Source organism: Pedobacter sp. Hv1 (assembly GCF_001412215.1).
Classification (GTDB): domain Bacteria; phylum Bacteroidota; class Bacteroidia; order Sphingobacteriales; family Sphingobacteriaceae; genus Pedobacter.
The window spans coordinates 654,433-675,213 of record NZ_LLWP01000001.1 but is presented as its reverse complement, the minus strand read 5'-3'; the positions used below and the strand labels follow the sequence as shown (position 1 = coordinate 675,213).

Annotated in this window: 15 protein-coding genes; 1 reads left to right on the top strand and 14 read right to left on the bottom strand. The window is 37.0% G+C overall.

All coding sequences use genetic code 11. The annotated features are described in order from the left end of the window. Nucleotides 1-30: 30 nt before the first annotated feature. From AQF98_RS03130 to AQF98_RS03100, 6 genes are all read right to left on the bottom strand, one after another. Nucleotides 31-1,602: a helicase HerA-like domain-containing protein gene (locus tag AQF98_RS03130; protein WP_055130450.1), complete on the bottom strand. Its 1,572-nt coding sequence runs from the start codon at nucleotides 1,600-1,602 to the stop codon at nucleotides 31-33. A gap of 468 nt (nucleotides 1,603-2,070) precedes the next feature. After that, the gene (locus AQF98_RS03120) at nucleotides 2,071-2,526 is read right to left on the bottom strand and encodes a GyrI-like domain-containing protein (RefSeq protein ID WP_055130448.1); all 456 of its coding nucleotides are present in this window, start codon (nucleotides 2,524-2,526) and stop codon (nucleotides 2,071-2,073) included. An 8-nt stretch (nucleotides 2,527-2,534) separates the two neighbouring features. Beyond that, nucleotides 2,535-3,161 (bottom strand): chloramphenicol acetyltransferase, encoded by a 627-nt coding sequence (locus AQF98_RS03115; protein ID WP_055130447.1) that lies wholly within the window; start codon nucleotides 3,159-3,161, stop codon nucleotides 2,535-2,537. After that, nucleotides 3,158-3,847 carry an HAD family hydrolase gene (locus AQF98_RS03110; protein ID WP_055130446.1) on the bottom strand — a complete coding sequence of 230 codons (690 nt, stop codon included), beginning with the start codon at nucleotides 3,845-3,847 and terminating at the stop codon, nucleotides 3,158-3,160. The genes AQF98_RS03115 and AQF98_RS03110 overlap by 4 nt, the downstream gene beginning before the upstream one ends. 81 nt (nucleotides 3,848-3,928) lie before the next feature. Then, complete coding sequence (locus tag AQF98_RS03105) at nucleotides 3,929-4,660, bottom strand: LytTR family DNA-binding domain-containing protein (protein WP_055130445.1); 732 nt, start codon at nucleotides 4,658-4,660, stop codon at nucleotides 3,929-3,931. Next, nucleotides 4,653-5,702 (bottom strand): sensor histidine kinase, encoded by a 1,050-nt coding sequence (locus AQF98_RS03100; protein WP_161805842.1) that lies wholly within the window; start codon nucleotides 5,700-5,702, stop codon nucleotides 4,653-4,655. The genes AQF98_RS03105 and AQF98_RS03100 overlap by 8 nt, the downstream gene beginning before the upstream one ends. A gap of 198 nt (nucleotides 5,703-5,900) precedes the next feature. Between AQF98_RS03100 and AQF98_RS03095 the strand changes: the two genes are divergently transcribed. Beyond that, nucleotides 5,901-8,288: an outer membrane beta-barrel family protein gene (locus AQF98_RS03095; RefSeq protein ID WP_055130443.1), complete on the top strand. Its 2,388-nt coding sequence runs from the start codon at nucleotides 5,901-5,903 to the stop codon at nucleotides 8,286-8,288. A gap of 199 nt (nucleotides 8,289-8,487) precedes the next feature. Here AQF98_RS03095 and AQF98_RS03090 read toward each other — a convergent pair whose 3' ends face one another. The 8 genes from AQF98_RS03090 to AQF98_RS03055 form a co-directional block, all read right to left on the bottom strand. Then, complete coding sequence (locus AQF98_RS03090) at nucleotides 8,488-10,251, bottom strand: hypothetical protein (protein ID WP_055130442.1); 1,764 nt, start codon at nucleotides 10,249-10,251, stop codon at nucleotides 8,488-8,490. 70 nt (nucleotides 10,252-10,321) lie between these two features. Continuing rightward, nucleotides 10,322-13,138, bottom strand: coding sequence for a pitrilysin family protein (locus AQF98_RS03085; RefSeq protein WP_055130441.1), 2,817 nt, complete (start codon nucleotides 13,136-13,138; stop codon nucleotides 10,322-10,324). Between the two features lie 10 nt (nucleotides 13,139-13,148). After that, nucleotides 13,149-13,616, bottom strand: coding sequence for a hypothetical protein (locus tag AQF98_RS03080; protein ID WP_082434882.1), 468 nt, complete (start codon nucleotides 13,614-13,616; stop codon nucleotides 13,149-13,151). An 8-nt stretch (nucleotides 13,617-13,624) separates the two neighbouring features. Next, nucleotides 13,625-15,079 carry a RagB/SusD family nutrient uptake outer membrane protein gene (locus AQF98_RS03075; RefSeq protein WP_161805841.1) on the bottom strand — a complete coding sequence of 485 codons (1,455 nt, stop codon included), beginning with the start codon at nucleotides 15,077-15,079 and terminating at the stop codon, nucleotides 13,625-13,627. A gap of 13 nt (nucleotides 15,080-15,092) precedes the next feature. Then, nucleotides 15,093-18,293, bottom strand: coding sequence for a SusC/RagA family TonB-linked outer membrane protein (locus AQF98_RS03070; protein ID WP_055130438.1), 3,201 nt, complete (start codon nucleotides 18,291-18,293; stop codon nucleotides 15,093-15,095). Between the two features lie 243 nt (nucleotides 18,294-18,536). After that, nucleotides 18,537-19,682 carry a FecR family protein gene (locus AQF98_RS03065; protein WP_055130437.1) on the bottom strand — a complete coding sequence of 382 codons (1,146 nt, stop codon included), beginning with the start codon at nucleotides 19,680-19,682 and terminating at the stop codon, nucleotides 18,537-18,539. Nucleotides 19,683-19,746: 64 nt separating this feature from the next. Beyond that, nucleotides 19,747-20,298, bottom strand: a complete 552-nt coding sequence (locus tag AQF98_RS03060) for an RNA polymerase sigma-70 factor (RefSeq protein ID WP_082434880.1) — start codon at nucleotides 20,296-20,298, stop codon at nucleotides 19,747-19,749. A gap of 195 nt (nucleotides 20,299-20,493) precedes the next feature. Then, entirely contained in the window at nucleotides 20,494-20,769 is a 276-nt protein-coding gene (locus AQF98_RS03055) for a hypothetical protein (RefSeq protein ID WP_055130435.1), read from the bottom strand. Nucleotides 20,770-20,781: the final 12 nt, after the last annotated feature.

Sequence of the window (20,781 nt, the reverse complement as noted above, 5' to 3'; positions counted from 1 at the left end):
TCTTAATTATTGTAATTTCAAAGGTAAGTTTTAAAAGCCAAAAATGCCACCGCTTCTTGTCCTAGGTTTTTTGCCTGTAAGCATGCCAAAAAGACCACGAACAATTTCTTTCCCAATCTGACGGGTAATCGTTGCACCCATTACCTGCTCAACAATGCTTTTCTCTCCTGGTTTGGGTTTACTTTCGGCTTCCACTCTTTTCTGTTCTTCTTCTGCTGCCTTTGCCTCATTTTCTTCGGCCATTTTCAGGTTTATCTTATCTGTAAGCATTTCAAATGCACTTACAGGGTCAATTGTTTCTTGGTATTTTGTAAACAAAGGGCTGGCTTGCATTAAGCGTTCGCAATCTATGGCTGCCATTGGTCCCATTACAGCTCTTGGTGGGGTTAGCATGGTGGCCGCAACTTCTGTAGGGATGCCTTTTTCGTTTAATACAGTTACTAGAGCTTGCCCTGTACCTAAAGCCGTTAGCATTTTGTCTATCTGGTAAAAATCGGACTTAGGGTAAGTATTTACTGTTTTCTTTAAAGCGTCTACATCATTTGGTGTAAATGCCCTTAATGCATGTTGCACACGGTTACCTAATTGCGCCAAAACACTTTCAGGAATATCCATTGGCGATTGCGTACAAAAGAAAACACCAATACCTTTAGAGCGGATTAAACGGATAATGGTATTGACCTGATCTAAAAATGCTTTTGGTGCATCGTTAAAAAGCAAATGTGCTTCATCAAAAAAGAAAACCAATTTAGGTTGATCTAAATCTCCAGCTTCTGGCATCGACTGGTAAATTTCTGCCAATAAACTCAGTAAAAAAGTGGAATATAAAACGGGTTGGTTTTGTACATCGGCAATGTTCAATAGGCTAATTACACCCTTGCCATCAATGCGATTGAAAAGATCGGCGATATCGTAAGAAGTTTCGCCAAACATACCTCCTAAGCCTTGTTGCTCTATGGCCACAATTTTTCTTAAAATGGTACTGGATGTTGCTGTTGAAATAGAACCATAGCTACTTTTAATTTCAGCAGCTCCAGTTCCTTCTGATAAATAGCCTAATAATTTTTTCAGGTCGTTTAAGTCAACAATTGGCATTTTGTTGTCATCGGCATATTTGAAAATTACCGCCAAAACGCCCGTTTGGGTTTCATTTAATTCTAAAATTTTGGCCAATAACACGGGGCCAAATTCAGTTACCGTTGCACGCATTTGTGCACCAGTTTTTCCACTTAAGGAATAAAGTTCTATCGGAAATCCACTAGGGGTAAAAGTTTTATTTAGTTGCTTTGCACGATCTTCAATTTTTGGGTTGCTCGTTCCAGCCTGATATAGACCTGAAAGATCACCTTTCACATCTAACATAAAAACAGGCACTCCAGCATCAGAAAGCTGTTCGGCAAGTAATTGTAAGGTTCTGGTTTTACCTGTGCCTGTAGCACCTGCAATTAGACCATGGCGGTTCATCATGCGCAAAGGCAGATTAACTTCAGCTTCGGCCAATACTTCACCATCTAAAATGCCTGCACCCAAATAAATTGATGCACCTGTTGGGGCATACGATGCTTTTATTTTTTCTATAAATAAAGTCTTTTGATCACTCATAGGATTTTGTTTTTCGCCTTTAAATTAAGAAAGAAATAGCAGAAAGAGAAGGGGATGTTATGGATTAAACTGCTTTATTTTACCAAGCGAGTTTTTCAATCTTATAGAGAGGATAAAATGCATACTTATGGTTAAAGCAAAAAGCATGTCTTTAACGCCAAAAAAAAGACCAATGTAGTTATGATTTGTTATTATCAGTAAACTAAAACTAGTAGAAATGAGGATCAAGGCATAAATGACAGTTAAAGTGCCAAAGATATATTGCCATATACCTAAATGAAATTCTTTAAGTTTAAGACTCTGTAACTTGATCTTTTGAAGTATCTGCCAATTAAAAAGAAGGGGAAATAGCAGTAATGCCAAATTTGGCCAACTCGTATAATTGGATTTTGATATCATAAAATCAATTATTCCAATGAGGAGGTTAAAATAGCTTAGCTTTTTGAGGAGTGAGATCAATGATGTAAACTAAGATTTTACAGATAGATAAATGGATACGGTAGCATTATTCCAATCCTTGCTCTGTTCATCATATACCTCAAAATCTGGGGCATAGACTCTGGGTAGGTCAGTATTCCAGATCTCTATCCATGCATTGGCTACACAATCTGGCATTTTGCCTTTGGCTATTATTTTTTGATAGGTGTTTTGAGGAATGGTAAGCTGGCTGAGCCCTTTTGTTGCAACTGTGCCTTTTTCTACCTTACAACCAATAAAATAGGCATAAGGTTGGGTATAATCTCCATCGTAATTATGATAAACAGCAAATATCTCCTCACTTAGTTTATTTGGAATGCTAGCTATTATATTTTCTGTCTCAAATTGTTGCCACAAGTTTCCACAATCTATCATAGCCTGTTGATTGATATTGCTTGTTTTAGCTGGTAACGATAAACCAATCAGTTCAAATTCTTGTACTTCCATGTTTTAAATTAAAGTGAATTCATTCGTTGCTGAAAATCATCTACAAATAGGCTTACATGGTAACCATCCATAAGTGCATGATTGACATGGATAGCCAATGGCATTATTTTTTGGGTATTTTGCTCGATCATTTTACCAAAAGAAAACTTCGGACAGCTATCTTTAAAGGTAAAACTTCTGGCATGTGATAAAGACGTAAACTTTAACCATGGCATGGCCGAAATATGGATCACATTAGCCCCTGAACTTGCAGGTACCAATCCAGTAGAATCTTTAACTCTTTTGATTTCTTTTTGGGCTTCGACCTGAAAATCTGCAAATTGAACAGCATAATCGATGTACGAAAAACCAAAAGTGCCATCTGGGCGATTGATGACTGCCGAGGCATGCACCGCATCATAGAGATAAATCTGATCGTCTTCAATCCTTAACCTAAAATTTTCAATAGCATTCGCTGCAGCCAATGCCTGATGCAAATAATACAAGAAAAAGCCTTTTCCTTCTCGCTTGCATTTATCGTAGGCTATGGTACAATCGATTTCTACCACCACACCAAAAAAAGGTTCTTCAAATTGGTTAAAGAAATTGAAATGGTCTTTTCTAGGCCAATTTTCTAAGTCAAAAAGCTGTCTCATTTCAGTAGGGGTAAAATATCGCTGATGGTTTGTACTGGTGTAAAATTCTCGTGTTCTACATTATTTTCGATTTCTTCATGCGCCCATGTGGTATGGAAGGGGACATGAACTGCGTGTCCACCAATCTGTAAAACTGGTAACACATCAGATTTCAAAGAATTACCAATCATCAAAAAATTTTCTGGCTTGCAATCTAGATGTTTTAACAATTTTAAATAATCCTTTTCTTGCTTATCGCTCATAATTTCAATGTGATGAAAATATTTTTCCAAGCCAGATTTCTGTAGTTTTCTTTCTTGGTCTAGCAGATCACCTTTTGTAGCTACTACCAAACGGTAATCTCCTTTCAGCGTTTCAAGCACCAATTCTATTCCATCTAATAATTCAATGGGTTTGTTCAGTTGTTCCTTGCCATATTGTATGGCCTTGCTGATCATTTCTAAACTTGCGGTTCCTTCGGTAACTTCTAAAATGGTTTCAATCATTGAAAGCATAAAACCCTTAATGCCATATCCGTATAAAGGCAGATTGCGTATTTCTGTTTTAAACAATTCGTTAGCTACACTGTGTAGGGGTAGGTAATCTTCTAATAAGGCACAAAATTTTTCTTCGGCTTCTCTAAAATAAGGTTCGTTTACCCATAAAGTGTCATCGGCATCAAATGCGATTACTTTGATATTGGTCATTTCAATTGGTATTTTAAGATACCTGTAAAATTATAAAATTTATCTTTTACTGAAATAGAAAGCAGTATAATCTGTTGGATTTTAACGCAATAATTTCAGCTTTTCGAGGAGTCGGTCTTTATGTGTATCGCTGATGGGGATGAGTTGTTCGTTGATAGATACACGCCCACGTTCAATGAAACTGATTTTGTTAAGTGCAATCACATAAGATTTATGGATACGCATAAATTGATCACTAGGCAATTCATCTTCTAACGATTTCATGCTTTGTAAAGTAAGGATTTGCTCGTTGATGGTATGGATAATTACATAATCTCTGGCTCCTTCTAGGTAATAAATATGGTCTAATGAAATTTTAACCAGGCGGTAATCTGTTTTTACAAAGATGAATTGATTTTGTAAAGGAGTACTGGTTTGTACTGGTACAATAGAGGTGGCAACTGTAGCTCTTTCTTGAGCTTTTTCTACAGCAACCAGAAAACGATCAAAGGTAATTGGTTTTAAAAGGTAATCTACCACATGGTGATCATAACTTTCCAACGCATATTCGCTATAGGCTGTGGTAATAATAACCATGCATTTTTTTTGTAGGATCTTCATGAATTGAAGGCCAGTTAACTCTGGCATTTGCATATCTAAAAAAACAAGGTCGACATTGTCATTCTTGGCTAGCTTAAGGGCATTCATCGGGTCTGAAGTAGAAGCCATCAATGTTAAACCAGGGGTTTTATGGATATAATCACTCAAGAGGGCAATGGCCAATGGCTCATCGTCAACCACAATACAATTGATTTCCTTTTCGTAATTATTCATGTAGGTTAATGGTTAATTTAACGCTGTATTCTTCATTAAAATCAACTATGGCCAAAGTGTGTTGATCTCCATAGATCAGGTCCAATCTTTTTTTCACATTCTCTGAACCAATGCCGCCTGTATGGTCTTTGTTAAAATTGCCTATTTTATTGCTCACATTAAACAACAGGTTTTCTTCATTTAAACGAAGGTCGATAATCAAAGGTAAGTTTTCATCGCGTAGGTTGCCATGTTTAAAAGCATTTTCAACAAAAGGAATTAGGGTTAAAGGCGCAATTCTTAAGGTGCAATCTGCAGGAAGCGAGATGTTGATTTTGGTAGCAGGCACAAAATCATACCGCATCAATTGAAGGTCGATGTAATGTTGCAGGTAACGGACTTCTTTGATTAGTGCAACTCTTTCCTCTTCTTCATACAACATGTAACGCAATAGCTCAGATAATTTACTAATGGATGCCAATGCTTTTTCAGATCCTTGATAAACCAGTGTATAAACGTTGTTTAAGCTATTGAATAAAAAATGAGGGTTGATCTGCGACCGTAGAAAAGAAAGTTCTGCCTGTCGGTTTCTAATGATCAACTCGTTCTGCATCTTTTGTTGAAAGTTATTGAGCTGAATGAAAAAGAAAACAATCCCAAATGCGCTGTAATAGATGGTGAAGTAGATATTATCGATGAAATATCTCAAGGGGATGAGCATGTCTGCACTATAATTATGTTTCCCTTTAATGGCAAAAAGGATAACTTCTTCCATCAGGTATCGGATACCAATCATTAATGGAATGCCAATAAGGATATAACATATGATAGCTATGGTTTTTTGTTTGTAGCGGTAAAAAAGGATGTAAAATAAGCTGTAGCTAACCAATGCACATAAGAGCCAAACCAGTAAATGAAATGGATAGTATAAGCCTGCCTTACCACGAAGGAAATAGAATATGTCATCGCCATTATTTAAATGGTTACCAATACTCCATGTCACCTGCTGAAAGGCATAAAAAATTAAAAAGCCAAATGACAGCCAGCCTAGTTTAAACTTCATGGTTAAAGTTAAGTGATTTGATTTTATCGAGCTATTCATAATCCATATTTCAAACTTATTCGTCTGCCAAAACCACAAATCTGTCTTCAAAACCATTGCCGATGAAATTGGCTAATTGGTAGAGGACATCTAACGGTTAAAAGATTTTGCTCTTTGAGGCTAGTTTGGAACAATATTTTCGATAAAGATTAAAAATTTATGAAGAAGATTGTGATCATTTTATGGCTTATTTTTCCATTATATGTATTGGCCCAGCAAAATACCTTACAAGTAAGGGGCAAGGTTTTTGGCAAGGATAGCATCGCCCTAAGTGGTGTAAACATTAACCTGTATGAAGAAGGTACAAACAAAAAATTAAGCACAGTAATTACAGATGAAAGGGGAGTTTTCAGTATTGTAGTGCCTTCTAAAGCAGTTTATTTAGCAATAAACTATCTAGGGTATATTCCTTATAGGGCAAAACCTGTTTTTGAAAATGAATTGATCGTTTACCTACAAGAGCAAACGCAACTGTTAAAAGAAATTAAGGTAAGTGGGCAAAGGCCGCTGATAGAACAACAATTTGATCGGACAGTGGTCAATGTTGATGGCAATATGCGTTTGGGAATGGATGCCACAGATATCCTTAAAAAAATACCAGGTGTAGTGATTAAAAATGGAACTGAGATTTTATTGGAAAATAAAGCCGTAAATGTAATGATAGATGGCAAATCGGTTAGGATGAGTGGAAATGACCTGATGAATTTATTAAGTGGTACCAGTCCGGCAACAATCAGTCAGATCGAAGTAATCCATAGTCCTTCGGCAAAAATTGATGCACAAGATGGTGGTGCAGTAATCAATATCAAAACATTGAAACGTCAAACTCCGGGTTATGATATGAATTTGGGATTAACTACCGGATATGGATGGAAGTACCCTACCAGTCAATCTATTTCGGCAGGCTTAACCTATAGAAGCAAAAATGATTACTTATATGGCACTTATAGCTATGGCTTTGGCAAACAATCTCAAGAAATAGAGATGCATACTTTTTTCCAGGTAGCCAACCAGCGTTTAGATGAAAAACGGACCTATAGCGTTCCATATGGGGGGCATAATGTTAGGTTAGGTTGGGACCATTACCTTAAGAACAAAGCTGTTTTTGGTGTTTTGTTAACAGCTTATGATAACAATAGGAGATCGAACTTGATTACGGAAACCAATATTTCTGCTTTTAGTGCTGCTGCTATAGATTCGATAAGATATGCGGATGCAAAAAATAAAACCAATAGCAAAGGGGGCAACTTGAACTTGAATTATAAAATAACCATAGATTCGGTCAAAAAACAAGAGCTGACCATGGATGCGGATATTGGGATATTTGATTTTACCAATGATAACCAATTGGGTACCCAACTGCTGAATACCGTAGGAAACCCTATTTTTTCAATGCAGCAATTTCTTCAAGGTGGACATACCAAATCTAAAATATATAGCTATAAGGCAGATTATAGCCAGAAATTATATAAGGGAACTTTAGAGGCTGGATTTAAAACAAGTTATGTAGACCTGAGCAATCAATTTAATTCTGTGAGCAAATATGAAGATGGGGCTTTTAAAGACCGTGGAAGTAACGATTTTTTATATCAGGAAACCTTATTGGCAGCCTATGTGAGCAGTAGACAGACCTATCAGAAATTTACCCTACAATTGGGTTTAAGGGCAGAAGAAACTATCACCAGTGGAAATTCACTAACCTTGAGCAATATGGTTAAACGAGATTACCTTAACCTGTTTCCTAATGCTTTGTTGGCCTATAAGTTTGGTAAAAACAGTTTGTCGTTTTCTTATGGAAAGCGAATTGGCAGACCCTCTTATAACGCTTTAAATCCATTTGTAATTGTAAATGGTGCTTATGATGTAAGTAGAGGCAATCCCTATCTTAATCCTTCTTTTACCAATAGTTATAGGCTAGGCTTCAATTCTAGTATTGGGCTTTCTGTTGGTGTATCGTATAGTAAGGTGAATGATGTAATTACAGATTTGCGAGAGATAAACGACCTGACCAAGGTTTCTACCAGTTATAAGACCAATATGAATCAAAACTACAATACAGGGGTGAGTATGAGCTATTACAATCAATTTTTCAAATTGTGGGACTTGAATATAAGTGGGGGTTCATCATTAAACCGTTATCAGTTTGATTACCAAGGCGACAAAATAAAGGTTAAACAATTGACCGCTTATCTTTCTATAGATAACCATTTTAAGCTGCCAAAAGACTGGTGGATCGATGTAAGTTATTATGGACAAAGTAGAGCAACTTATGGTTATCAGATCAACTTGCCTTATTACCATATTGGTTCTACTATTGGAAAAGGCCTATGGAAAAACAAGGCAACGGTATCTTTAGCTGTTAATGATATCTTTTTTACTTCTATAACCCGTAGTGAAGCCAATTACGGCAATGTAAACTATAAGTTAAGAAGCCAATATGATAGCCGTAATTTGCGCTTAAGGTTCAATTATCGTTTTGGTAATTCTAAAATAGAGCTGAGAAAAAGGAATTCTGGATCTACAGAAGAACAAGGAAGAACACAGTAACAAAAACCCCCATTAAGCATTGTTCTTAATGGGGGTTGAATTTTGTTCATCAGTATACGAATTAATTTCTAGTGTTTTTAACCAAAAACTTGATGATTAAAAAAATAATGAGTACCAATAAAATACCATTAAGGATTTGCCAGGCTACAACACCTAGACTGTAATCTATAAGATCCACGTCCACCATAATTGAAATTGGTTATTTTGCATATTTATACATCACAGTTTTACTGCTACCCGTAAGGCTGGCCACAATATAAATTGTTCCATCTGCAGCCACCTGCATATCAAATTCATTTACTTTTTCGCTAATTACCCTTCTTTCGGTGTTCCAGTTGTTGGTGGCTTTGTTAAAGGTTTTAACTAAAACAGAGGTCGCATTTGCATAAGCAAAATATAAAACTCCATTGTCGTCTACAGCCAACGCAAATTTGTCTCTTTCACCACCGCTTGATACTGGATTGCCCAGTTCTTGCCAGTTACCAGTAGTTTTGTTGAATTTCATTACATGGTCTAATCTGCCAGAAGTTGGGGCAACTTGGTAGGCCAAATAAGCTTCGCCTTCTTTATCAACAGCAATACTTACACCTTGGAAACCAACTAGCCCATCTGGAGCTGTAAATGAAGTTAGTCCAACAGCTACCCAAGTATTGTTCTGGTATTTAAATAACGATGGTTTGTTTACACCAGTGCTTCTATCCATTATGCCTAGGTAGTTTTTACCATCCAAACCTTTAATAATCTGGTCGTAAAAAACTGTAATTCCACCCGGAGGCGTTATTGAACCCCAAGTGTTAGCAGTATAACTAGATACATATAAACCCCTTGCAGGAATTCCTGACGCATCGGTTCCAGTTTTTGCCATGGCCACTAATGGAACATCGTTGGCTGTCATTGCAAATGATAAGTAATCAACTTTGATTGGGGTGAACCTACGGCTACCTACTGCATTCCAAGTTGTTCCATTGTATTTGAGTACAGTTGCTTTTTGGTCTCCATTTAGGTAATCCTTATAAGCAATATGGAGGGTTCCTTCAGAGTCGAAAGCAATTCCTGGTACATCGGCCCTAAATTCTGACACACCAGTCATGGCGCCAATATTATTCCAATCCTTACCATCATAGCCTATTACTGCTACTTTTCTGTTATCGGTTTCAATTGTTACTCCGGCCTCATCTTTACCAGTACGTTGGTACACAAAATAAGGGAAGTTGTTGAATGGATTGATCGTCATTTTGATACCTGATGCGGTTACTAAACCTGTTAAGTCCGCTGCAACAAGGCTCCATTGACGGCCCAAGAAATCAATACTTACCGTAAAATTTAAAGGTGTGGTTAAGCTGGCATCATTAAATGAATATATCAAAGGAGTGGTAAAATCATTAATGGTTACTTTGTTTTCTTGTGTGGTACTGCCAATTTTTAGTACAGCTCCAGTGGTGGTTTCAAAACGGGCAACCAATTTGGTTAAGTTTACTGTTTCTGGCACATTCACTTCTATATCTGTGCCTCTAATGATACCGACATAATTTTCGGTCAACCCCGGATTGTCATCTATAAAGAAACCAAAAGATTTTAAGGCCACTTTTTTCTCTACCCTAACTGCATAACTTCTGGTAGTTTTGTCTTCTGCCTTTACTTTATAGATCACAGCTTTGGTGAAATCCTGAACTGAGATTCCGGGTTCTTGTACAATTGTTCCAACCTGTACAATTGTACGTGGGTTTTCCATTGCAAAACTCGCTTTGAGGTTGGTTACATCAACTTCAATGGGTAAGGCAACCACAATTTCTCCATCTTTAATTACACCCGGGTATTCTTTTTCTATACCCAAATTGTCTTTAACGATAAATTTAAAAGAGGTAAAACCTTTGTCGTACATCACGACATCTTTTTTACAGCTCCCCAATAGACCTGCAATTACTAACAGGGTCAATATTGTTCTATTTTTAATATTTTTCATCAGTCTAAAATTTGTTTTAAGATGATAGTTCTCCTAAACACTATTTGTTGGATAGGGAGGTCTATCTCTGTTAATTTAATTTCTTCAAGTTTTCTGGCATCAGGACTGCTTTGATACCTGGTGTTTCTACCAGATACTTTTTTGCATAATCCGCAATCATGGCAGGGCTAATTTTGTTGATCATGTTTTCATAATCATTAAAGAAACTGTAGTCTTTAAAGCCAAAATAAAATTGGTTTCTTAAAGACGAGCTCCAGAACAAATTCTTGCCTGCCTGCTTTTTATAACCATCTATCTGCTGTACTTTGATGTTGGTTAAGTCACTTAAAAAATAATCAGGATTTTCTGCTACTTTTTTAACTTCTAGTTGCGCCTGTTTAATTAAAAACTCTGCTGATTCTGGTGCACAACTGAAAGAGATCCTTGACCTGATTAATGGAGCAGGAATACTGGTTGAGGAAATAGAAACCCCTACACCATATACACCTGAGTTTTCTTCTCGTAGGTTTAACCTAAGCTTTACCTTTAGTACTTCTTGTAATAAAGTTTGTACTAAAATTTCGGGGTAATCGTAATTTACCTCATTGCTCTGATAAAATAAGTTGACGGTACTTTTAGGTGCTTTGCCGGCAAAAACCAAGATGTCTTTTGCAGTATCGCCACCTGCTGGCCCTTTGTATTCGAACTTATTGTTGTAGGTGCCAGCTGGCAAACCACCAATGTATTGTTCAATTAAGGGCTTAATGCTATCTGGACTAAAACCACCAACAATTACAAACTGAAAATCTTTTGCAGATCCAAAACGACTTTTAAAAACTGGAATGATATCTTTAAAATGAAGCTCTTTATTGATGCGCTCGGCAGAAATGTCGGAAGCATAATCATCATCACCTTTTAAAAGTTCGGCAATTGCCTTGTTATACTCGTAAGTTGGCGATTGTTTGTTGTTGTCTAAACGTTCAATTGTTTGTCTTTTGGCCTGCTCAAAGGTTAATGGATCTGCATTAGGATACACCCATTTCAGGTACATCAATTGGAACATGGTTTTGGCATCTTTCCAATCGGCGCTGCTTACTACACCTTCTCTTGTGCTCGACAATACTAGGGTAGCAGAGGCTGTGTTGCCTGCTAAAAATTGTGTGAGTGCTCTTCTGCTAAATTCGCCTGCACCACTTAATCCAGTAACTGCTTTTACAAATTGTGAAGTTACAAATTGTGTAGAATCTAAGGCGTAGATACCACCAGCCCTAAAACCAGATAGCGAAATGTAGTCTTTTTTCTCGTTTGTTGGTTTCAGGTAAACTGTTGTTCCGTTAGATAAAGTCCACTTGGTAACACCTATTGCTGAAATTTGCTCTTCTTTGATCACTTTTCCTGCCTTTGGCTCATTTGCCAATAATTGTTTAGGAATAGTAATGTTGTCTGTCCATGGCGAGATTTTTTCTGCCACAGATTTGGCAAACATCTTTTTTAATGCCAATTGGTTAGGCAGGTTGGCCGCATCTTTTTCTGGTGCGGTAAGTAAAACCACCGTATTTCCTTGGTTATTTACCGATTTTAAGAAATGGATAATGGCTGTTGAATCAATCTGTGCTGCGTATTTAAGCGCCAATCTATTGCGTTCTGCCTTGGCCAACATGGTTGTACCGTTATAAAAAAGATCGTGAATCTCATTTACATACGTTTCTGGCTCTGTTTTATCTTCTGTAGCTGCAGCACGTTTAATGGTAGCAATATACTCTTCTCTTAATTTGATTACCTCGTCGTTGGTAAAACCATAACGGATAATTCGTTGGGTTTCTGTAAGGTATTTTGCAATACCCTCATTAATTTGATCGTGATAGAGTGATACCCCACCAGATACGATCCCATTTTTTAAGACCAGGTTACTTACCGAAAAACTGCCTTCTTTAAAATCATTTTGTAATTGGGCAATTCTACTGAAACGGTTTTTTGCCAAAGCATTGAAAAATGATCTGGTCAATTGGTTCTTATAATCCTCTTCGGTTTGGATGCCCTTAAATGATTTGATTTTATTAAAAATGCTCAAATCTATCGAAGAGGCTTCCTTATCTGTAATGATAGAAAATAGGGTGTCTTTATGAGGGGGCAATTCGTAATAAACCCGGGGTGCTTTGCTTTTAGCTTGGTACTGGTTAAATTCATGTTTGATATAGCCCTCTACCTTTTTAGGGTCGATATCTGTTACAATGGCAATAGACATCAAATCTGGGCGGTACCACTTCTCATAAAAATCAACAATCGTTTGACGTTTAAAAGTTTTTAGGATCTCAACTTTCCCAATAGGTAAACGTTCGGCATATCGAGATTTATTGAACAAAACAGGTAAGTATTGTTCTCTTAAGCGATTGTCTGCACCTTGTTTGCTTCTCCATTCTTCAATCACTACACCACGTTCTTTGTCAATTTCATTTTGGTCAAAGGTGACGCCAAAGGCCCAATCGCCCATAATGTCGATTGATTTTTCTAGGTTCTTCTCGTCTTTGGTATTGATGCTGATCTTGTATACGGTTTCGTCAAAGCTGGTATGTGCATTTAAATCTGCACCAAACTTTACACCTTTAGATTCTAAAAACTCGATGACATCATTTTTTGAATAATGTTTGGTGCCATTAAATGCCATATGCTCAATAAAGTGTGCTAAGCCTTGCTGGCTATTGTCTTCTTGTAATGAACCTGCATTTAAAAATAACCTTAAAACAGAATTACCTTTGGCTCTGTCAGTTTTGTAGATGTAATAGGTAAAGCCATTTTTAAGTTTTCCGGTAACCAAATTCGGGTTTTGCTTCAACTGTTGTGCATTCACACCCAAACTAACCGTTAAGAGTATCAATAGTAAAGCACTAAAATTTTTAATCTTCTTCATCTGTTTCGCTTTATTTTTTAGTGATGACTAGTTGTTTCTGTAATTGATCAGGCCCTGGTAAACCCAGTGTGTAATTTTTACTATTGCTGATCAGCCTGATAATGATGGTGTTATTTTTTGTAGGATCTAAGGCTGCCTCTTTCCATTGAATGGTAATTGGTCTTTCGAAAATGCCTTGTGGGAATGTAAGTTTATTGCTTTTGGTAATCAGGTCAAAATCACGACCTTCTTTAAGCCCATCACCAACTATAACTTCATAGTTGACATCAATGGGTTCAAATTGCAATTCGGCACTCAAATACACATTATAGTTGACCACATCTTTACGGTTCGATAAAACATCAACAGCAGCCTTATTGTCTACCATGATATGGAAAAAAGGATGGTTATAAGGTTCCACTTCTTTTTTACAAGATGATAAAAATGTTAGGCTCGCAATTATTGTTGATAGAATGAAGTATGTTATTTTGTTTTTCATTGTCTTAATTAATTATAGCCAGGGTTTTGGATCATTGCTTTGTTTGCTTCGAGCTCTTTGACAGAGATGGGCAACACAAACTTGTTGTTAGGGTAGGTTAGGCTACAAGTTGTTGCATTACAATCTGCACTTCTTTGTAGGTTTTCTTTCCTTCTTACCAGATCGAACAAACGATGGTTTTCAAAGCATAATTCCCTGTTTCTCTCATTTGCTATTTGTTTATATAGATCGTCATTAGAACTGTAACTGATCGTTATTGTTCTATCTGGATGAGCCCTTTGGGAAATGATTCGCAGGTCTTCTGCAGCTTCGCTGTATTTCTGGAGATTCCAATTGGCCTCAGCACGGTTGAGGTAAAGTTCTGATAAGCGGAGGATTTTGATCGTTAGTGGTCCTGTGCTACTTACCGTTCCATCACCATATTTGGTAGTTAACGATCTGCCAATATTTTCTCCCGCTTTTGGTTTGCTAAACATGGTCTTCAACCTAAGGTCATCCTCATCATATAGGTTCAATATTTTAGTTGTGGCTGTATATTGAGCTGCAGTTCCATCAGAAAACATGGAAAAAACATCAAGTGCAGTTGCCGATAATGTAGCATTGTTCAATTGAAATACCACTTCAATTTTAGGGCTCGCTGTAGCTGCGGGATAGTTAATAAATGATGATTTGTAGTTGTTGGCATTTCCCAATTGATAAGCATTGTCATTGATGACCATATTGGCATAAGTTACACTCTGTGCCCAATCTCCTTTGTATAAATTGACACGAGAAAGTAGACCTAAAGCTGCTTGATAGGTAATGGCAGCTTGTGTAGTCTGATTGGCATATTGCTGTAGGTAGGGAAGAGATTCGGTTAAATCAGAAATGATTTGTGCGTAGGTCTCTTTCATTGTTTTTCTTGCTACAACCTCGCCAGGACTGGGTGTTTTTAACAAAACAGGAATACCTAAATGAGAAGCATCTGCTGTAAAATTATAAGGTTGTGCATACACCCTGCTTGCATCAAAATGAAACAAGGCCCGCATTACCAAAGCTTGTCCATAAATAGAATCTATTGTTTTGGTTTGATCTGGGAATTTTGTCTTTAAATCTGGTAACGAATTGATGATGTTGTTGACACTATTTATTGCACCATAAATATCTTCCCAAATATTTCCTACAGCAAATTCATCATCGCCAGGTGAGCTTTGGAAATTGAATTGTTGCAACATCCGGTTGGTTTTCGAATTGCGGATCAAATTGTCAGAACTGATGTCGGCATACATGCCAAAATAATCCTTGTAATAATTGATCATCAGATTATAAGACCCATTGATTGCGAGTTTGGCCCCATTAACGGTTTCGAAAAGTGTGATTTTTCCCGTTCTGCCAATTGGCTCTTTTTCCAGAAATTTTTTGCAGGAGATGAATGTAATGCAAAATATCATGAACAGGATTAGGGTATAGTTAATTTTTTTCATTTCAATATTTTTATTAAAACCCAACATTTAAACCGAATGAAAGTATAAGTGGTTGAGGATATGGATTAAATGAATTTCTAAAATCGTTGCGATTGGATGGTGTTGAGTAAGGGGTCCAGAAACCAACATTATCGGCTTGGAAATAAACGCTTACGTTTGAAAGTTTTGCCTTACTGATCCAATTTTTAGGTAGGTTATAATTTACACTAATGTTCTGTAACCTTAAACTTGTTTTTTTATGCAGAAAACGAGTAGAGTTACGTCCATTGTTTTCATTCATAAAAAGTGTCGATTTAGGAATATTGCTTAAATCTCCCGGTTCTCTCCAACGATCTAACAGGTTGGTAGATTGATTGTCTGCGGCCAGGTTACGTCCATCAGACTCTGCATCACGTTGAAAATCGCTAAATGCATAACCCCCAACATTGTAAATTAGCAATGCCGACAAAGAGAAATTTTTATAAGTAATGGTATTGGTCATGCCACCAAAAAAATCAGGTGTACCTGAACCTAAAACTACTCTATTGTTCAGGTCAAACTCCTTGGTAATGTTGTTGTTCCTGTCGTACCAAAGCGGGCCACCATCACGTGGGTCAACACCAGCCCAACGGATCAGGTAAAAAGCATTTGCATCTTTTCCAACACTTCTAATCGTCTTGTCTAAAATCTTATCATTGCCATTGTACAATTTGAGAATTGTATTTCTGTTATGGGCAATGTTGAATTTTGTTCTCCATTCAAAATTATCTCTAACAATGTTCTGCGTGTTTAAGGTCACTTCAACACCACTGTTGCGTACCGAACCAATGTTTTGTAGTATTTTGGTAAAACCGGTAGTACGGGTTACATCTACTGCATCTAACATACCTTTGGTGGTATTTTGATAGAATTCTACTTCCATCGAAATCTTTTTGAATAGTCCTATGCTAAGCCCTCCGTTAATGATGTAAGTGGTTTCCCATGAAAGTAATGGGTTTTCTCCACTAATCATCGTGGCACCTTCTTGCCCATTATAGCCATGGTCTAAATCGAATCTATAGATTCCTTTTGATTTATAGGCGCCAATTCTAGAGTTACCATTTGATCCATAACTCAATTTAAGTTTGGCAAAATCAATCTGTTTGATTTTCCAGAATTTTTCATTGCTGAGGGTCCAAGAAGCACCAATAGAATTAAATGTTGCCCACTTTACATCAGAACCAAAATCAGAATTTGCATCTCTACGGAAACTGCCCAGTAAACTGTATTTGTTAGCCAAGGTATATCTCAATTGGCCATAATAAGAAACACTGGTTTTATCATCTCCACTATTAACTTCTTGAATGTTTTTAGTTGCATAGGTAATGTCTCTAACCTCATCATTAGGGAAACCAGACCCACTGATGTTATAAGATCTTCTTTCCTGACTTCTGGCTTCTCCGCCTAACAATGCAGAAAAATTATGCTGTTTAATGGTTTTATCCAGATTGATCCGATGTTGGCTATTCCAATTCACGAAATTGGTTTTCCCTTGGATCATATACCCTCCGTTGTTCCTTTCGCTAAATGTATACATCGAGTTGTAATTTTTTTGCCTGATGGTGCTAAGGTCTAGTCCATTAGTGGTGGTATAACTTAACCAAGGTAAAATCTGTATGGTACCACCAACACTCCCCTGTAGGGCTTTTGTACGTTGCACATCATCATCTAATTTTGCATCGGCCAATTGGTTATAAAAAGCCATCACGTAATTTCCGTTGGCATCAAAAGGACTATCTATAGGTCTGTTGTTGTAATAGGCATCGCCGGGATAGAATAGATTGTTCACATTATAAGAACCCCCAACCCTTAAAAATAGATTAATAGATTTATTTAGTGTATGGTCGATGTTTACCCTGGCAGAAAATCTTTGCGTCTGGTTGGCAATCATAATTGGTTTCTCATCAAAATAACCACCTGATACATAATATCTTGTTTTCTTGTTCCCACCAGAGAAAGAGATGTCGTGGTTAGTGGTAATCCCATTGCGGAAAAATACATCATACCAATCTGTATTGGTATTGCCCAAATCTGGTATTTTGTTAGGGTCTAAAGAAGTATTGTTGAGGTATGATTCTCTATACAGTTCTCTATATTGATCTGCATTTAACACATGGAAACGGCTATCGTTAATTAAATTGATACCTGTTCTGAAACTATAACTGATGTTTCTTTTGCCAGCCATCCCTTTTTTAGTGGTAATTAAAACTACGCCATTAGAACCATCTGCTCCATAAATGGAAGTGGCCGTTGCATCTTTTAATACCACAATAGATTCGATATCATTTGGGTTTAAATAGGTTAAAGGACTGATACTTGTATTTACACCGAGGATGAGATTGGTTTCGTTGCCCGTATTTAATGGAATTCCATCCAATACCCATAATGGTTCGTTAGATGCACTAAATGAAGCTTCGCCACGAATAGTGGTTGAAAATCTAGGTCTGGCCGTACTTGTACCACCTCCTTGTACTTCATACTGTAGGCCTGCAACCATTCCTTCCATTAACTGATCTATTCTGTTTGCAGGTTTACGTTGCAGGTCTGCGCTGGTCAATTGAACTGCACTTCCGATCTGATTTTCTTTTCTTTCGGAACTGCCATAAGCGGTAACGATAATTTCTTGGAGATCGCTTGCGGTTTCAAGCAGTGCTATATCGATGTTTTTATTTCCATTGATGGCAATTTCTTTTGTGCCATAACCGATCATGGCAAATACAAGGGTTGCATTGGATGGAGCTGTAATGCTATAAGCACCATTGCCAGCAGAAGAAACAGCTTTATTGGTGCCTTTTACAAAAATGGTTACGCCTGGTAAGGGCAGGTCAGTTTTGCCGGGCCCTTCTTTCGATCTCACTATTCCAGTTATGGTGATATCTTCGGCAGTAATGGTTGTAGTAGCTTTTGTTTCGCTAATGATGACAGTTTTGTCGATTATTTTATACGTTAACGCTTTACCAGCCGTTATTTGTTTAAGGGCATCTTCAAGTTCAATATTTTTGAGTTCGAGGCTTACCGTACCTGATTTTTTAAGCACAGCGGCATCATACAGAAAGAAAAAGCCACTTTGCTTTTTAATGTTGATACATACGCTTTCTATACCTGCATTACGTACAGATAAGGTTACTTTTTGTGCATAACTTGATGCTTGTACAACAAAACAGCTAGCAACTAGTAAAAGAATCGTTAACCTCATAACTAATAGTGTATTTCTATTAAATAACCTATATACCCCCGGGCACTTGCCGAGAAGGAAATGTTTCATATTTTTGTATGTGTTAGTTTTTAAATTGGTTTATTTCAATAATTTGTCAATGCAGAATAGCACATTTTTTTAGGCCGGGAACATTGCAGTGTTCTCGGCTTTTTTATGCCAATTCTCTAATGGTGGTTTGAGTTGGTTTTGTTACATATTTGATCGGTTTAGTTGTTTGTTTGTTTAAAAATTGACAGTTACAGTTCTATCTTTTAAAGTAAAGGTTGTACCACTTACTGCATTCAGCATCTCTAATACTTGGTTTAAAGTGGCCTGCCTTCTGATGTCTCCACTATACTTTTTTGTTGTTGGTGTACCTTTGTAGGCAATTTTAACATCGTACCATCTGGCTACCTGCTCTAAAATATCGGTCATCTCATCTTCATGGAAATAAAATACGCCCTCTTTCCAAGCGATTGATTTATAGGTGTCTACCTTGGCAACGGTTACATCGCCATTGTTAATGTCTGCTTCATCTCCAGGTTTAAGGAGGGTTTGGTTTTGACCAGAACGAATTTTGATAGCACCCTCTAGTAAGGTAGCCTTGCTCGTTTTTTTGTAAGAGCTGATGTTGAAATGTGTACCTAATACTTCAACCTCGTTTTGATCGAAACTTACTATAAAAGGTAAGTCTTTATTATGGGCCACTTCAAAATAGGCTTCTCCTGTTAATTGGACACGGCGATCGTTTTTATTGAAATCTGTAGAAAATCTAATGGCTGATGATGCATTTAGATAGACCTTTGTGCCATCGGGTAAAATCATTTTATACTCTCCGGCGCTCGGCGTTTTTAATAGATTGTAACCCTTTTGGGTAGGATTTTTGGCCTTATATACCAAAAATCCATTCTTCATTTCAATACTTGTGTTTTTCTGTAGGCGGGCAGTAGGGTCAAGATGTATTGAAGTGCCGTTGGCCATTTGTAATACAGCTTTTGTACTACCTGGCATAATATCATAATTTTGGGCAAGCACAGCAGATGCTGTAGTGCCTTTAAGTTTGTAGGTATAAAGTCCGAGACCAGCAACAATGAACAATACAGCAACAGCGCTGTAAGCAATCCATTTATTCCAGTTCAGTTTGGTTATCGGTTGAGCTGTGTGTTGCTTGGCAAACTTGTTCCAGGCATCATTTGAATCAATTTTGTCAATAAAATCAATTTCTTTTTGAACAGATGATGTCTGTTTGAAAGATTCTAAAAGTTCAACATTTTTAGGGTCGGCATCTAGCCAAGCCTTAAAATCTTCTTTTTCATTTTCAGAAAGCTCATCCTTTAGGAAACTAACAATGAGTTTTGCTATTAATTGAGAGTCTTGTTGCATTTTCATATCTATTGATAAGAAACTTGAAAAGCAAAAAGGGGTGAAAAAGAATTAAATTATTTTTAGCTGATTAATTTTTGATGAGGAGCATAGCAGTTGCCAGCACTAAAAAATCTGGATTTACTCGCATTTTTAGCAATTGTAGGCCTCGTTTTTTTTGTGTTTTTACCGTATTGATGCTAATGCCGAGCTCTTGGGCAATTTGTGGGTTTTTTAGGCCTTCTAAATAGCCCATCCTAAATATGGTCTGACAGTTTTTAGGTAGGGTAGTAATCACTTTGTGCAACTCTGCAATTACCTCAGACCTGATCATGGCATTTAATCCAATGGCATCTTCTATTGGGTCTGCATCTTGGTTGTTGAGGTAAGTATTCTCTAGTTTTAACCTGCGCAGTTTGTTGAAACAGGCATTCCTAACCGAAGTATATAAAAAACTATTGATGGCTTTCTCCTCAAGTTGTAGGGTTTCTTGGGCATCCCAAAAGGCAGCAAACGTTTCTTGAACGATATCTTTTGACATATCCTCATCCTTTAAAAACTGCAATGCAAAATGACATAGTTTGGCATAGTTGTCCTTAAACAATTTTTCAAATGAATTTACGGTATGTATACTTTTAGGCAATTAGGTTATTAAAATATGTTGAGTTACCAAAAATAGTGTTTGTAAACAAAGAATACAAGTAGTTAAAATACTGATTTACTGCTTAAACAGTTCAACAAAAGATAGCTGGAAGATGAATGTTTTATTGTGGAGCATTCTGTTTGGGTTGCTGAGGTCATAAAAAAGGTCTAAGAAATTAAACTTAGACCTTTATTTTTATAATGCTGTATAGTTTGACCGTTTTTCGGCCAATTTTTTATGTAATACGTATGTTCTAAAGAAAAAGAACAGGGTTAAAACCACCATTACAATTAAATTATTGGAGGTAAATGTTTCTTTCATCCAGCTCTGCAATGGAGGAACATCACCACCAAAGCTTTGCTTAATTTGGCCCCAGTTATTGAGCGTGAAAACAAGGATCACAACGACCAACATCTTTATCAATGTTGAAATGATGATTTTCTTGTAATCTATTTTGATTGCTGTAGTCATGTTCTTTGGTTT

Excerpts from the sequence above, each read along its gene's own strand:
- AQF98_RS03130 (WP_055130450.1), bottom strand. The coding sequence starts at position 1,602 with ATGAGTGATCAAAAGACTTTATTTATAGAAAAAATAAAAGCATCGTAT.
- AQF98_RS03120 (WP_055130448.1), bottom strand. The coding sequence starts at position 2,526 with ATGGAAGTACAAGAATTTGAACTGATTGGTTTATCGTTACCAGCTAAA.
- AQF98_RS03115 (WP_055130447.1), bottom strand. The coding sequence starts at position 3,161 with ATGAGACAGCTTTTTGACTTAGAAAATTGGCCTAGAAAAGACCATTTC.
- AQF98_RS03110 (WP_055130446.1), bottom strand. The coding sequence starts at position 3,847 with ATGACCAATATCAAAGTAATCGCATTTGATGCCGATGACACTTTATGG.
- AQF98_RS03105 (WP_055130445.1), bottom strand. The coding sequence starts at position 4,660 with ATGAATAATTACGAAAAGGAAATCAATTGTATTGTGGTTGACGATGAG.
- AQF98_RS03100 (WP_161805842.1), bottom strand. The coding sequence starts at position 5,702 with ATGAAGTTTAAACTAGGCTGGCTGTCATTTGGCTTTTTAATTTTTTAT.
- AQF98_RS03095 (WP_055130443.1), top strand. The coding sequence starts at position 5,901 with ATGAAGAAGATTGTGATCATTTTATGGCTTATTTTTCCATTATATGTA.
- AQF98_RS03090 (WP_055130442.1), bottom strand. The coding sequence starts at position 10,251 with ATGAAAAATATTAAAAATAGAACAATATTGACCCTGTTAGTAATTGCA.
- AQF98_RS03085 (WP_055130441.1), bottom strand. The coding sequence starts at position 13,138 with ATGAAGAAGATTAAAAATTTTAGTGCTTTACTATTGATACTCTTAACG.
- AQF98_RS03080 (WP_082434882.1), bottom strand. The coding sequence starts at position 13,616 with ATGAAAAACAAAATAACATACTTCATTCTATCAACAATAATTGCGAGC.
- AQF98_RS03075 (WP_161805841.1), bottom strand. The coding sequence starts at position 15,079 with ATGAAAAAAATTAACTATACCCTAATCCTGTTCATGATATTTTGCATT.
- AQF98_RS03070 (WP_055130438.1), bottom strand. The coding sequence starts at position 18,293 with ATGAGGTTAACGATTCTTTTACTAGTTGCTAGCTGTTTTGTTGTACAA.
- AQF98_RS03065 (WP_055130437.1), bottom strand. The coding sequence starts at position 19,682 with ATGAAAATGCAACAAGACTCTCAATTAATAGCAAAACTCATTGTTAGT.
- AQF98_RS03055 (WP_055130435.1), bottom strand. The coding sequence starts at position 20,769 with ATGACTACAGCAATCAAAATAGATTACAAGAAAATCATCATTTCAACA.